Annotated in this window: 13 protein-coding genes, 1 tRNA gene and 1 riboswitch; of the genes, 9 read left to right on the top strand and 5 right to left on the bottom strand. The window is 30.9% G+C overall.

Going from position 1 to position 14,759, the window contains the following annotated elements; translation table 11 throughout:
• Window positions 1-18 precede the first annotated feature (18 nt).
• From ACN5J5_RS09440 to ACN5J5_RS09425, 4 genes are all read left to right on the top strand, one after another.
• On the top strand, window positions 19-363 hold the full coding sequence (locus tag ACN5J5_RS09440; RefSeq protein ID WP_418644660.1) for a PadR family transcriptional regulator: 345 nt from the start codon (window positions 19-21) through the stop codon (window positions 361-363).
• Window positions 356-2,323, top strand: coding sequence for a PspC domain-containing protein (locus ACN5J5_RS09435; protein ID WP_418644659.1), 1,968 nt, complete (start codon window positions 356-358; stop codon window positions 2,321-2,323). The genes ACN5J5_RS09440 and ACN5J5_RS09435 overlap by 8 nt, the downstream gene beginning before the upstream one ends.
• A gap of 328 nt (window positions 2,324-2,651) precedes the next feature.
• A riboswitch (cobalamin riboswitch) is annotated at window positions 2,652-2,845 on the top strand.
• A gap of 189 nt (window positions 2,846-3,034) precedes the next feature.
• Window positions 3,035-5,350, top strand: a complete 2,316-nt coding sequence (gene metE, locus ACN5J5_RS09430; RefSeq protein WP_418644658.1) for a 5-methyltetrahydropteroyltriglutamate--homocysteine S-methyltransferase — start codon at window positions 3,035-3,037, stop codon at window positions 5,348-5,350.
• Between the two features lie 71 nt (window positions 5,351-5,421).
• A complete protein-coding gene (locus ACN5J5_RS09425) occupies window positions 5,422-5,817 on the top strand; it encodes an acyl-CoA thioesterase (protein ID WP_418644657.1) in 396 nt (131 codons plus the stop codon).
• Window positions 5,818-5,875: 58 nt separating this feature from the next.
• On the opposite strand, the gene ACN5J5_RS09420 is transcribed toward ACN5J5_RS09425, so the two are convergent.
• A complete protein-coding gene (locus tag ACN5J5_RS09420) occupies window positions 5,876-6,163 on the bottom strand; it encodes a hypothetical protein (RefSeq protein ID WP_418644656.1) in 288 nt (95 codons plus the stop codon).
• A gap of 182 nt (window positions 6,164-6,345) precedes the next feature.
• Between ACN5J5_RS09420 and ACN5J5_RS09415 the strand changes: the two genes are divergently transcribed.
• From ACN5J5_RS09415 to ACN5J5_RS09400, 4 genes are all read left to right on the top strand, one after another.
• Entirely contained in the window at window positions 6,346-7,011 is a 666-nt protein-coding gene (locus tag ACN5J5_RS09415; protein WP_418644655.1) for a M15 family metallopeptidase, read from the top strand.
• Between the two features lie 98 nt (window positions 7,012-7,109).
• On the top strand, window positions 7,110-7,790 hold the full coding sequence (locus tag ACN5J5_RS09410) for a hypothetical protein (RefSeq protein ID WP_418644654.1): 681 nt from the start codon (window positions 7,110-7,112) through the stop codon (window positions 7,788-7,790).
• Between the two features lie 145 nt (window positions 7,791-7,935).
• Window positions 7,936-8,931 (top strand): pyruvate dehydrogenase (acetyl-transferring) E1 component subunit alpha, encoded by a 996-nt coding sequence (gene pdhA / locus ACN5J5_RS09405; RefSeq protein ID WP_418644653.1) that lies wholly within the window; start codon window positions 7,936-7,938, stop codon window positions 8,929-8,931.
• A 3-nt stretch (window positions 8,932-8,934) separates the two neighbouring features.
• Window positions 8,935-10,554: a pyruvate dehydrogenase complex dihydrolipoamide acetyltransferase gene (locus tag ACN5J5_RS09400; protein WP_418644652.1), complete on the top strand. Its 1,620-nt coding sequence runs from the start codon at window positions 8,935-8,937 to the stop codon at window positions 10,552-10,554.
• A gap of 47 nt (window positions 10,555-10,601) precedes the next feature.
• Here the strand turns inward: ACN5J5_RS09400 and ACN5J5_RS09395 are convergent, their stop codons facing one another.
• Genes ACN5J5_RS09395 through aroC form a run of 3 tightly spaced genes read right to left on the bottom strand, consistent with a single transcriptional unit; the run spans window position 10,602 to window position 12,802 of the window.
• Window positions 10,602-11,144, bottom strand: a complete 543-nt coding sequence (locus tag ACN5J5_RS09395; protein ID WP_418644651.1) for a DinB family protein — start codon at window positions 11,142-11,144, stop codon at window positions 10,602-10,604.
• A 53-nt stretch (window positions 11,145-11,197) separates the two neighbouring features.
• Window positions 11,198-11,734, bottom strand: coding sequence for a Crp/Fnr family transcriptional regulator (locus tag ACN5J5_RS09390; RefSeq protein WP_418644650.1), 537 nt, complete (start codon window positions 11,732-11,734; stop codon window positions 11,198-11,200).
• A 6-nt stretch (window positions 11,735-11,740) separates the two neighbouring features.
• Window positions 11,741-12,802, bottom strand: coding sequence for a chorismate synthase (aroC, locus tag ACN5J5_RS09385; protein WP_418644649.1), 1,062 nt, complete (start codon window positions 12,800-12,802; stop codon window positions 11,741-11,743).
• 322 nt (window positions 12,803-13,124) lie between these two features.
• Between aroC and ACN5J5_RS09380 the strand changes: the two genes are divergently transcribed.
• A tRNA-Ser gene (locus ACN5J5_RS09380) sits at window positions 13,125-13,209 on the top strand.
• 327 nt (window positions 13,210-13,536) lie between these two features.
• Here ACN5J5_RS09380 and ACN5J5_RS09375 read toward each other — a convergent pair.
• Window positions 13,537-14,736, bottom strand: coding sequence for a hypothetical protein (locus tag ACN5J5_RS09375; protein WP_418644648.1), 1,200 nt, complete (start codon window positions 14,734-14,736; stop codon window positions 13,537-13,539).
• Window positions 14,737-14,759: the final 23 nt, after the last annotated feature.

Below are 14,759 nucleotides of genomic sequence, written 5' to 3'. Positions count from 1 at the left end.
TCTTATAAACCGCATTATATGAAGATAGAAAATACAAAAGCACAAATGCGTAAAGGAGTTTTAGAATACTGCATTTTATCCATTTTACAAAACGGTGATGCTTATACTTCTGAAATACTTTCAACATTAAAAAGTGCAGAAATGATTGTGGTTGAAGGAACTATTTATCCGTTATTAACTCGTTTAAAAAACGCAGGATTATTAACCTATAGATGGGAAGAATCAACCTCTGGACCTCCAAGAAAATATTACGTTTTAACAGAAAACGGCAAAATGTTTTTAAAAGAATTAAACAAAACATGGAGTAATTTAGTAAACGCAGTAAACTTAGTAACAAGCACAAAATCAACTACAAATGAATAAGACAATAAATATAAACTTAGGCGGATTCTTCTTTCATATAGATGAAATTGCTTATCAGAAATTAAAACGTTATTTAGAAGCCATTGCGCGTTCTTTAAGTGATGATCCGCAAGGAAAAAACGAAATTATTTCAGACATTGAAGCTCGTATTAGCGAACTTTTATCTGAAAGAATTACAGATGCTCGTCAGGTTATAAACGAAAATGACATTGAAGAAGTAATTGCAATTATGGGACAGCCTGAAGATTATGCTGAAGCAGAAGAAAGTTACAACGAAAATTCGTCATACAACTCAAGAACAAGAAACAAATCATCAAAAAAACTATTTAGAGATGGTGATGATAAATTTTTAGGAGGAGTTTGTTCTGGTATTGCTCATTATTTTAATGTAGATGTTATTTGGATTAGAATAGCCTTTATCGTACTAGTTGCCTCTGGTTTTTCTCCTTTAGCATATGTTATTCTTTGGTTTTTATTACCTGAAGCAAAAACAACATCAGAAAAATTGCAGATGGAAGGTGAAGCTGTAAATATTGATAACATCGAAAAAAAAATTCGTAACGAGTTTGAATCAATATCATCAAAACTAAAAGATGGCGCAAGTGATTTAACTGATAAAATTTCGAGTGCAGATTATGATAAATTACGCGAAAAAACCAAATCAGGTTTCCATGATTTTATAGATACTATAGGCTCAATATTACTAACATTATTTAAAGTTTTAGGTAAATTTATCGGTATTTTACTAATATTTATAGCTGGCATTACACTAATATCACTTTTATTAGGAGCATTTTCGGTTGGTAGTTTAGAGTTTTTAAATATCGATAATGAATTAGTTCATTATCCACCTTTTTTCTATGATGCTACTATTCCTAAATGGTTGCTTTCTATTTCGTTATTTGTACTAGTAGGAATACCGTTTATAGTTTTATTTATTTTAGGCCTACGAATATTATCACCAAATGTAAAAAAGCTAAGCACGCCTGCAATTTTAACCTTATTAGGTGTATGGTTAGTTTCATTATTAGCAGTTGCTTTTTCTGGGATTGAATATGCAACAACACACGCTTATAATGGTACTAATGTTAGCAAACAAAGCATTACATATAGCAAAACAGAACCTTTAAAAATTAGAGTTGTTAATGATGATAACATTTATTACAATCATAATTTACGTAACAGAAACAATTCGGTAAGCGTTGTTGTTAACGATACAGAAATGAAATATTCTAACGATATTAACATTGATGTTCGTAAAAGTGAAACCGGTAATGCTTATATCGAAATTAAAAAAACATCCGAAGGAAGAAAACGTAATAATGCCAACGACAATGCAGAAGCTATTGAGTATAAGTTTAAATCTGCTAACAACACTATTGTTTTTGATGCTTTCTTTTTAAGTGAATACAAAAACATTTGGAAAGATGAAGAAATTAAAGCAACCGTTTTTATTCCTGAAGGAACCACGGTTTACTTTGAAAACTCTACTCGTAGGTTTTTAGATGATGTAAAAAACACGCAAAACATTTATGACAGAGACATGGCTAAACATCATTTTAAAATGACTTCTGATGGCTTTGAATGTACAGATTGTGATGCAGATAAAATTGAAGAAAACAATTGGAGTTCTGACAATGATAACGATGTAAGTTTTTTGTTTAACAGTACTATTAACGATGCTAAAGCAGAACTTATTATTACAAAAGAAACAACCAAAAAAGAATTAAAAAAATTAGCCAATTGGTTTAAAAATAAAAAAGACATTGATATTGATTTTTCTGAATCTAGTTTTTACGACAACGGTAAAATTAAAACATACGCTTTACAAGTAAATTGTAATGATGGATTTAAAGGGAAAACAAAAAATACCACAAAAAGTATTATTATAGGAAACGGTAAACATGGTTTTACTAGAAGTTATAACGATAACGATGCTGTAACCTTTAAAATTTGGTAATCAAACAAAAAACTATGGATGCTATTTTTGATTTTTTCTTTAAAGGGAATTTTTTCTTAAAGTTCATAACCTTATTATACACCTTAATTTTAAACTGGCTTTTATAAGTTTATAAATTAATTAAAACATTAGTTCATTTGTTATAGCTAACTCCAAATGACACTAATACTTGGTTTTATAAAAGTCAAAGCGATATGCTTTGGCTTTTTTTTATTTTTAAACAGTACGTTTATTTATAAAACAACAAATTTAATTACCCTAATATAAAAAGAAACTTTTTTATCTGAAATTTATAGTTACATTTGACCAGAATTAAGTTCTTTACATACTTCATCATAACGGAAAAGGTTTTACTTAGCTGTAGATTAATAGGGAATCGTGTGCAAATCACGAACTGTCGCGCAACTGTAAGTAACACACCAAAGGTTTTATTAAATAAAAATCCACTGTTTTTTAATTAAAATGGGAAGGAAAATAAAACTGTTACAAGTCAGGAGACCTGCCTATTCCGAATTGACAATGCTTTCGCGATTTAAAGTTTTTAGTCAGACAGATGTATTTTTACAAGTTAACCTTAACTTGAATAGGATAATTACGTTTTGTTTACTCCTAAAATGCATTTTCTACTTAAAATTTTTCTCACAAAAAAGCATTGCGAAGTTTAGCAAAGAGCTTTTAACTAATTATTAATCATTTAAAAGTTAAAAGAAAATGCAAACGCACAATCTTGGCTATCCGCGAATTGGTAGCAACAGAGAACTCAAAAAAGCCTGCGAGCAGTATTGGTCAGGCAAAATCTTAGCAGAAGAATTGCTAAATGTAGGTAAAAACCTTACTCTTAAAAATTGGAAAACACAGCAAGAAGCAGGCATCGACCTTATTCCTTGCAACGATTTTTCTTATTACGATCAGGTTTTAGACATGTCTTTAACCGTTGGAGCCATCCCTAAACGCTACAATGAAATAGCTTTAAAAAAATCGACCAACGAACTCGATTTATACTTTGCCATGGCAAGAGGATATCAAAAAGATGGTATTGATATTACTGCTATGGAAATGACCAAATGGTTTGATACCAATTACCATTACATTGTTCCTGAATTTTATAAAAATCAAGAATTTAAACTTTTTTCAACCAAAATTATTAATGAGTTTATTGGTGCCAAACAAAACGGTATAAATGCCAAACCTGTAATTATTGGTCCTGTTTCATATTTACTTTTAGGAAAAGAAAAAGAAGAAAATTTTGATAAGTTAGATTTAGTTAAAAATCTGTTACCTGTTTATATTGATATTTTAAAAGAATTAACAGTACAAGGTGCAGAATGGATTCAGTTTGATGAGCCTTTTTTAGCTTTAGATATTAATGAAAAAACTAAAAAAGCGTATCAACATGTTTACGCAACATTAAAAAAAGAGTTTCCAAAGTTAAAAATATTAATTGCCACTTATTTTGATGAACTGAAAGACAACCTTTCTTTAGCTACTTCACTGCCCGTTTGCGCTTTACATATTGATTTGGTTCGTTATCCTGAGCAACTCGAAGCTCTTTTAAACACAATTCCAAAACAACTAAGTTTATCTTTAGGTATTGTTGATGGTAGAAATATTTGGAAAAATGATTTTGATAAATCTTTAACTCTTATAAAAAAAGCCATCCATAAAATAGGAAAAGACCGTATATTAATTGCGCCCTCTTGCTCTCTTTTACATTCTCCTTGTGATTTAAATTTAGAAACTGATGAAACAACATTAACATCAGAAATAAAACAATGGATGGCTTTTGCTAAACAAAAAATTGATGAAGTGGTTACTTTAAAAAACTTAACTTCTGATAAACTAAATGCAAAAGAAATAGCGCAATTAAACACCAACAGAAAAGCTATAAAAAGTAGAGAAACCTCAAAACTTATCCATAACACTGCTGTTAAAAACAGAGTAGATACCATCAGTATTAAAGATGCTACTAGAAATAACCCATTTGCTATTCGAAAAACAGCACAGCAAAAGGCACTAAAACTACCGTTATTTCCTACCACTACTATTGGTTCTTTTCCTCAAACAAAAGAAGTAAGAAGCTGGAGAGCTCGATTTAAAAAAGGAGACATTTCTAGCGCAGAATATGATGCTTTACTAAAAGGTGAAACCGAAAAATCTATTCGTTGGCAAGAAGAGGTTGATATAGATGTACTGGTTCATGGCGAATTTGAACGCAATGATATGGTAGAGTATTTTGGAGAGCAATTAGCTGGTTTTACATTTACAAAAAAAGGTTGGGTGCAAAGTTATGGTAGTAGATGCGTAAAGCCTCCGATTATTTACGGAGACGTACATAGACCAAACCCAATGACCGTTTATTGGACAGAATTTGCGCAATCTTTAACAAAAAAATTAGTAAAAGGAATGTTAACCGGCCCTGTAACTATTTTACAATGGTCTTTTGTTCGTAATGATCAACCTCGCGCTGTAACCTGTAACCAAATAGCACTAGCTATTAGAGATGAAGTAATTGATTTAGAAAAAGCAGGAATTAACATTATACAAATTGATGAACCTGCCATTAGAGAAGGCTTACCGTTAAGAAAAAATGAATGGCAAAATTATTTACAATGGGCTGTAAATGCTTTTAAAATATCAGCCTGTGGCGTAAAAGATAAAACACAAATTCACACACACATGTGTTATTCAGAATTTAATGATGTTATTCAAAACATTTCTGATATGGATGCTGATGTTATAACTATAGAATGTTCTCGTTCGCAAATGGAATTACTAGATGCTTTTGCTAATTTTAATTATCCGAATCAAATTGGACCAGGAGTGTATGATATTCACTCTCCAAGAGTTCCTTCTAAAAAAGAAATGACATTTCTTTTAGATAAAGCTAAGGAAGTTATTCCTGCCGATCAGTTATGGGTAAATCCAGATTGTGGTTTAAAAACACGTCATTGGGATGAAACTAAAAAAGCTTTAACCGAAATGGTTGCTGCCGCTAAAGAAGCTCAATTAAATTATCAAACTAAATAAAAAAGAAGCCCAAGGTGTTACATCATTTTAACTTAAAAACATCTTGGGTTAATTTTATTAAAAAAAATAAAATGAGCGAAACAACTCTTGAAAACAAAATAAAAAATTCGGAAACACGCATTTTTAAAGCCGTTTTTCCGAGTACAACCAATCATTACGATACTCTTTTTGGTGGTACCGCTTTACATCTTATGGACGAAGTTGCTTTTATTACAGCAACACGTTTTAGTCGTCAGAAAATGGTAACGGTTAGTAGTGATAAAATTGATTTTAAAAAACCTATTCCGGCAGGAACAATTATAGAATTAGTAGGTACCGTTACCCATATAGGTAACACAAGTTTAAAAGTAAAAGTGGCTATTTATATTGAACAGATGTATAGTGAATTACGAGAAAAAGCAATTACGGGGCTGTTTACTTTTGTTGCCATTGATAAAAACAAAAACCCAATACCTATAAAAAGATAACGTAAACCCCTATTTTACAAACTAAAAAACTCACTTTAAAAAGTGAGTTTTTAATTTTTTAAGCGACACCTAAAATTCTTTGCAACGGAATAATAGTGGCTTTTTTTAGAATTACAGATTTATCGGTTAAACCCCATATCGTGGTTTCAACCATTTTTAAACCAGTATCATCAACAAAAATTATTTTTACTTTTTCCTTTTCTAGATTACCAAGAGACAAGGCTCTTTTTAAATCTAAAATTCGATTAAGTTGTTCGTCTTTTTTACCTAAGACTTCGTCTTTTGAAAAAGTTAAAAATTTAATATTTTCTTTTTCAACTACTTCTACTTCTTTAATTGCATTCATATAATTGGGGGTTTACAAGTTGCTAAATACACATATTTACATAAAAGTAGTGTTTTTTTATTAAATCACAAATATTTAATCCTAAAAGATAACATATAACCACAAAACAAGTAACAAAACCACATTAAACTCAATTTTACCGCATCACTTTTTTATTTAAATGATTTCATTATTTTTATCAGATGAAACAAATTCTTTACTTTTTATTATTTACTACCTATATATTACAAGCTCAAAAACTTCCTAAAGGTTTTTCGTATATCAATAATGTTGCTCCAACCATACAACAAGAGTTAAGGTATTGTAGTACTAATAATTTTATTGGCTCGCCTATAAATGGCTATCATGAAAGTGTACTTATTTGTAGTACGCAAACTGCCAAGGCTTTAAAAAAAGTACAAAGTGAATTGTTAAAAAAAGATCTAAGTCTTAAAGTTTTTGATGCCTATCGTCCGCAAACTGCCGTAAATCATTTTGTAAAATGGGCACGGGTTATTAACGACACTTTAATGAAACAAATTTATTACCCTACTATAAACAAAAGATTTTTATTTAAAAAAGGATACATCTCATCAAGATCTGGGCATTCTAGAGGAAGCACGGTAGATTTAACGATTGTTAACTTAAAAACAAATGAAGAACTAGATATGGGAAGTCCTTATGATTTTTTCGGAAATTCATCTCATATTACATATCCGAAACTAACAAAACATCAAAAACAAAACAGGCAACTACTTCAAAACATAATGCTAAAACATAATTTTAGACCTTATAGTAAAGAATGGTGGCATTTTACCTTACGCCACGAGCCTTTTCCTAAAACTTATTTTGATTTTCCTGTTAAATAAGTAAATTATCAACTTACTTTTTTAACAAACTAACTTTTAACGCTTTGTTTAGATAAATAAAAAATATCGGCATTATATTTGCTTATATTTATTTTGAAATGAAATACAACTTGTCGCTTTTTTTACTTGTAATTACCTTAAGTATAAACACATTAAGTTTTGCACAACTTGATGGTACTTTTGGTCATAAAAAAAACAACAGCACTTCTTTTGGTATTGTAGCGGCTCCTTCAACAGAAATTAAAAAACCAAAATCGTTATCGTTAGGTTTTAAAAATAATAACGGATTTAAAACGGCACACACCAAACAGCAAAAAGAGTTTCAAAAAAAACAAGCGGAAAAAAATCTAGAAAATAAAGGTATTTTAACTAAAGCTAAAATTGCAGAAAACCAATATTTAAAATCATTTCAAAAAATAAACGGAATGTATCAATACCCAATAATCGATCAAGATTTAGGGAGTTTTAGCACAAAATCTGGAAGTGTAAATATTGTTTGTAGAGATTTTCAATTTCCTGATGGAGATAAAGTTACCATACTTATAAATAACATTCCTGTAGTTAGCAATATCGTTCTTAAACGCAGCTATCAGTCTTTTAATATTCCTTTAGAAAAAGGAATTAATACCATTGAAATTTTAGCTTTAAACCAAGGAACTTCTGGCCCAAACACAGCCGGATTTAAAATTTTTAACGATGCTGGCATGGTTATTTCTTCTAACCAATGGAACCTTGCAACTGGTGCAAAAGCATCGATTATTATAGCTAAAGAGAAATAATAATTTTAAAAGCGAATTACCTGCTAAAACCTTGTAGTAACTTTTAGCAATATCTTTTTTTAAATTACTAAAAACTACTTATTTTTGTAGTTACGTTTTACAACACGTAAAAACAAACAAACTTTAAATAAACAACTAATATATAATGAATAAAATAACCAAAGAAACCTATATCAATTGGTATAGAGACATGCTATTTTGGAGAAAGTTTGAAGATAAACTAGCAGCTGTTTATATCCAGCAAAAAGTAAGAGGTTTTTTACACTTATATAACGGTCAAGAGGCTGTTTTGGCTGGTTCGTTACATGCAATGGACTTAACTAAAGACAAAATGATTACAGCATACCGTAATCACGTGCAGCCAATTGGTATGGGTGAAGATCCTAAACGTGTTATGGCCGAATTATATGGTAAAGTTACCGGTACCTCTAAAGGTATGGGAGGTTCTATGCATATTTTTTCGAAAGAATTTCGCTTTTACGGTGGTCATGGTATTGTTGGTGGTCAAATTCCTTTAGGAGCCGGATTAGCTTTTGGTGATAAATTTAAAGGTAACGACGCTGTAACTTTATGTTATTTTGGTGATGGAGCTGCTCGTCAGGGTTCTTTACACGAAACTTTTAACATGGCAATGAACTGGAAATTACCTGTAATTTTTATTGTTGAAAACAATGGATATGCAATGGGAACTTCTGTTGAAAGAACTGCAAACCATACTGATATTTGGAAACTTGGTTTAGGATACGAAATGCCTTGTGGTCCTGTTGATGGAATGAATCCGATTAAAGTTGCCGAAGCTGTTGATGAAGCTATTCAAAGAGCTCGTCGTGGCGAAGGACCAACTTTCTTAGAAATGAAAACATATCGTTATAGAGGTCACTCAATGTCTGATGCACAACATTACCGTACAAAAGACGAAGTTGAAGAGTACAAAAAAATAGATCCTATTACACAAGTTTTAGACATCATTAAAGAAAATGATTATGCTTCTGAACAAGAAATAGAAGCTATTAATAAAGAAGTAAAAGAATCTGTAAAAGAATGTGAAAAATTCGCTGAAGATTCTCCATATCCAGAGTTAAATCAATTACACGATATGGTATACGAACAAGAAGATTATCCGTTTATAAAATCTAAGTAAACCATGGCTATAATTATAAACATGCCTCGCTTAAGCGACACGATGGAAGAAGGAGTAGTTGCTTCTTGGTTAAAAAAAGTTGGAGATAAAGTTGAAGAAGGTGATATTTTAGCAGAAATTGAAACCGATAAAGCTACTATGGAATTTGAATCTTTTAACGAAGGTGTTTTATTACACATCGGCGTTCAAGAAGGTGAAACATCTCCTGTAGATACTTTATTAGCCATTATTGGTGAAGAAGGTGAAGATATTTCTGATTTATTAAACGGTACTACTACCGAAGTTACTGAAGAAGTAAAACCTGAAACAACCAATACCGAAACCTCAACAAAAAACGAAGCTACAGCAATGCCAGAAGGCGCTATTGTAATTAACATGCCTCGTTTAAGTGATACGATGGAAGAAGGTACTGTTGCTTCTTGGTTAAAAAATGTAGGTGATAAAGTGGAAGAAGGTGACATTTTAGCTGAAATCGAAACTGATAAAGCTACTATGGAATTTGAATCTTTTAACGAAGGTGTTTTATTACACATCGGTGTTGAAGAAGGTAAAACAGCTCCTGTAGATAGCTTATTAGCTATTATTGGTAAAGAAGGAACAGATGTTGCAACTGTACTTGCAGCTCAAAATTCAGAAAACACAACTACCACTGTTAAAACCGAAGAAAAAACAACAACTCCTAAAGAAGAAGTTAAAACGATTGTTGAAACACCAACGACAACAACTTCTGGAGGAAGAATATTTGCATCTCCTTTAGCTAAAAAAATAGCAAAAGATAAAGGAATTAATTTAGCAGATGTTAACGGTTCTGGTGAAAACGGACGTATTGTTAAAAAGGATGTAGAAAACTATACTCCTGCTGTAAAAGCTGTAACTCCTGTTGCTTCAACTTCTGAAAACGCTACTCCAACCGCAATTACTAATTTTGCAATTGCAGGAGAAGAAAATACTGCTGAAGTTAAAAACTCTCAAATGCGTAAAGCAATTGCGAAAGCTTTAGGAAACTCTAAATTCTCTGCACCTCACTTCTACTTAAATGTTGAAGTAGATATGGACAACGCAATGGCTTCTCGTAAAACAATTAATGCGATTCCTAATACTAAAATATCATTTAATGATATGGTTGTAAAAGCGTGTGCAATGGCATTAAAAAAACACCCAAATGTAAATACTAGCTGGACAGATAATAACACATTATTTCACAGTCATGTTCATGTTGGTGTTGCCGTAGCTGTTGATGAAGGCTTGGTTGTACCAGTTGTAAAACATACTGATGCTTTAAGTTTAACACAAATTGGAGCTTCTGTTCGTGATTTAGCAGGTAAAGCACGTAATAAAAAAATTACTCCTGCTGAGATGCAAGGAAGTACTTTTACGGTTTCTAACTTAGGTATGTTTGGTATCGAAAGTTTTACATCAATTATAAATCAACCAAATTCAGCAATTTTATCAGTTGGAGCCATTGTGCAAAAACCAGTTGTTAAAAACGGAGAAATAGTTGTTGGTAACACCATGAAATTAACTTTAGCTTGCGACCACAGAACAGTTGATGGCGCAGTTGGAGCTCAATTTTTACAAACATTAAAAACTTTTATTGAAAACCCTGTTACCATGTTAGCATAGTTTTTAATACTACTATATAAAAAAAGCTCGCTAATTGCGAGCTTTTTTTAGTTTAAGGCTTTTTTTGCCTGTACAATATGTCGTTCGTTATGGTAAATGGTAAAACGAAAAGTATCTCCTAATCTAAACTTTAACAAAGGCAGTGTTATTAACGTTTTTACTTTTGTTAAATCAACTTTCTTTGCCAATTCCAACAATACTAAAAGTTCTTTTTGAAATGCTATAAAACGAGTTAAAACATCGTTTGTATTAAGTGAAGAATGTATCGGATTTTTACTCTTAAAAGTATTCATTGTTTTCATCTTTTCATGCGGCAGCATATCCGAAGAAAACTTATTACCTAAAAAACCAGGTTTAAAATTAGGGTTTGATTGTTGTTTTGCTTTTTTAATTCTACCCTTAATTTCAGGGTTATAAAACTCCGCATATAAATTTAAATGCGCTATACACTCAACTGCCGACCATGAAGACTTGTTTTCTTTTTGCTGCAATTCTTCTTCAGTAAGGTTTTTTATTGATTCGACAAAAGCAATGTGATTTTCTACATACTTTTTTAAGTCATTTATTAATTCTTCAGATTTTAAAATCATATCTACTAAATTTTATTCAAAGTTGATGATTTTAAAATTGATAATTCTTGAGGCTAATCAAGACTTTTTAAAATTCTAGATAAAGTTTCAGGAGTCATCCTTAAATAAGATGCAATATATTTTAATGGAATTTCTTGAAATAACTGTGGGCTTCTTTGTAAAACTCTTTCAAAACGTTTTTGTGGCGAATACGTAATTAAATCTACCTCGCGCTCTATTTGCTGATACACAAAACTCTGCAACATTTGTTCCCACAAGTTTTTGTTTTCTGCAGAAGATTGCATTACTTCATTAAAACGCTTTTTAGATATTACTTTTAAAGTGCTCTTTTTTAATGCTTGAATATAAAAATCGGTAGGTTTATCTGTTAAAAATGAATCTAACGCTGTTATTAATGAGTTTTTATATCCAAAACGGATGGTATGATCTTCCTCTTCATCATTAATAAAAACACGTAAACTACCTTCAACTACAAAATACATGTTTGTATTTACCTGCTCTTTCGTTACTAAAAAATCATTTCTTTTAATAACCAATTCATCTTCCCAGTTTAATGAAAGGATTTTTAAAAGCTGTTCATAAAAACTCATTACAACTTACACTGTTCTCGTTTTATTCAACATCCAAAAATCAGCTAAAACCAACGCTGTTAAAGCCTCAACAATAGGTACCGCTCTTGGCACAACACAAGGATCATGACGACCTTTACCATGTATTTCAGTTAACTCATTTTCTGAATTAATTGTTTGTTGATTTTGCATTATCGTTGCTACTGGCTTAAATGCTACTCGAAAATAGATATCCATTCCGTTAGAAATTCCTCCTTGAATACCACCTGATAGATTCGACTGTGTTGTACCATCTTCATTAAATATATCATTATGTTCAGAACCTTGCATTTTTGCACCACAAAATCCGCTTCCAAATTCAAAACCTTTCACAGCATTAATAGACAACATGGCTTTACCTAGTTCTGCATGTAATTTATGAAAAATAGGCTCTCCTAAACCAACCGGCACATTTTGCGCAACACAAGTAATTGTACCACCAATAGTGTCTCCTGCTTTTCTTATTTCATGAATTTTAGCAATCATTTTCTCTGCTGATTTTTCATCAGGACAACGCACAATATTACTTTCTGTATTAGAAAAATCTAAATCTTGATATGGCTTATCAATAAATATATCTCCAACCGATGATGTAAATGCATTTATATTTATATGCTTAATTAACTGTTTAGCCAAAGCACCAGCAACAACCCAATTAGCTGTTTCACGAGCCGAAGTTCTTCCTCCTCCTCTATAGTCTCTTATGCCGTATTTTTTATCGTACGTATAATCTGCATGAGAAGGACGGTACACGTTTGTATTGTGATTATAATCTTTACTTTTTTGATTCGTATTTTTAATTTGAAAACCAATAGAAGCTCCAGTAGTTTTACCTTCAAAAATTCCTGATAAGAATTCAACTGTGTCAGGCTCTTTACGCTGTGTTACAATTTTAGATTGTCCTGGCTTACGACGATCTAATTCTTGTTGAATAGCATCAAAATCTACAATCATTCCTGCCGGAAACCCATCGATAACTCCTCCAATTGCTGTTCCGTGTGATTCACCAAAAGTGGTTACCTTTAAAATGTTTCCAAATGAATTAAACATACTTTATCTATTTTAAAACGAAAGTAATTTATTTGTTATAAAAACAATAATTTTTGATTCATAATTATCTAAAAAAGCATTTCTGTGAATTATAAAACAACTAAACTCCCTTTTTGCATCTTAAAAAAACAATTACAAATGTTTTTTCTTAAAAAAAAAATATACACAAAAAACACTAAACCTATTGATACAAAATCAATTACCTAACTATCATTTTTACTAGTTGCATTTTTTCGAAAAAAAACTTTAAAAAACTTTTTCAGAACTAAAAAAAGGTCATATATTTGCACCCGCAATCAGGAAATACTTGATATGCATGCCTGGAGAAATGGCAGAGTGGTCGAATGCGGCGGTCTTGAAAACCGTTGTCTGTAACAGGACCGGGGGTTCGAATCCCTCTTTCTCCGCAAAAGCCGAAGCATTAGCTTCGGCTTTTTTTAGGGGATTAAAGAAAAGCTTACGTTTGTAAGCTTTTTTTGGTTTAAATAGGTCTATCCAGTACCTCTAGACTTTATTACAGTTTAAAAATTACTTATTACTATAATTTTATAAAATTGCTTTTTATACAAAAAAAAGGCATACAATTTGGTGTACCAAAAAATCTTCAGGTGTACCATTTTTTTTAAAGAATCAAGGCCTATTGTTGCGGTTAAGCAAAAAGAAGAAAAATTCTATATTTTTCACACCTCTAAACTGTGCTCTGAAGACTTTTACTTTAGAGATCATTCTCTAAATTAAATAGTATCTATTCTTATTTCCGCTGTTTTAAACATCGTTTTTTCCATAACGTCAGTGTTTGCTATCCATCCTACTAAATACGGATTATTGGAATCTTTACGTTTAAAAATAATTAAAAAAGGGTTATTAAAATATAGTTTTTTAGGAGGATAAAGATAACCTCCTACAGAAACTTTCATAACTCGTGTTTCGCTTTCAATTTCTGCTCCTTTTTCATTCAACTCAAAGCTTATAAGTTGCTGGTATTCTTTTATTATTTCTGAACCATTAAATATATTCCCCTCTAGTGATTTGAATGATTTTTTTGCTTGGAAGGATAAAATAGGTATACTAAAATCATCACCATCAATTAAAAATAATTTACTTACTTCCGTTCGATTCAGTTTGATTTTTCTTAATTCTTCTTCTAAACCTAAACTACTATCATTAGCAATATTATTACTAATTGAATCGAATGTTTTTTTCTTAACCAGAAATTCTTTTTCTTTCGCCTTAAAGGCATGTAAAATTTGCCGCATCGTTTTAAAATTAGACTGCTCAGGCATAAACAAAATGATTTCATGATCTTTGTCAGCTGGTTTCATACGTATGGCAAACTCATTATTATTTTTATAATGCAATAAATCTACAGATTTTAAAGCATCATATTCAATATCCTCAGAATTCGGACCAAATGTAACTATTGTTTCATTATTAAACGTAGCATGCTTTTTTTCAAGTAAATCACTTCTTTCTTGCTGACTCAATGTCTCTATAAAATCATCCGTTAAAAATTCATGTATATCAAACCGTTTATAATTCTGGTAAACAAAAGGCAATGCTAAGTTGAATTTCGCATTTATTCTAGTGACATTCCCTTTAATAGATACATTTGTCTGAATTACAGTATCTGCTAAAGAGTTTTGAAAACTATAATCGGAATTTAACAACTTTAAGTCCTTAAAACTGTTATCTATTTGAATGTTATTATTAAAGTGTTTTCTAACTTCATTCCAAGCATATCCAATACTACTACAATAAAATTGGTTTTTTGTAACATCAATGTCTTGGTTTAGACTAATTACAAAATTGGTTTTAGAATTTTTATTGATAGCTGTAGCTTTTGAAAATTCATCTTTATTTGATTTATTTTCATTACTGCAACCTCCAAGAAAAACCAAATTAACAGCTAAAAATATTTTCAAATAATTACTCATAATGTAAAACCTATTTAATTTAT

Source organism: Tenacibaculum insulae, assembly GCF_964512435.1.
GTDB lineage: Bacteria > Bacteroidota > Bacteroidia > Flavobacteriales > Flavobacteriaceae > Polaribacter > Polaribacter insulae_A.
Note: the sequence above shows the minus strand (reverse complement) of the source record. Positions and strands in the feature narration are given on the sequence as shown.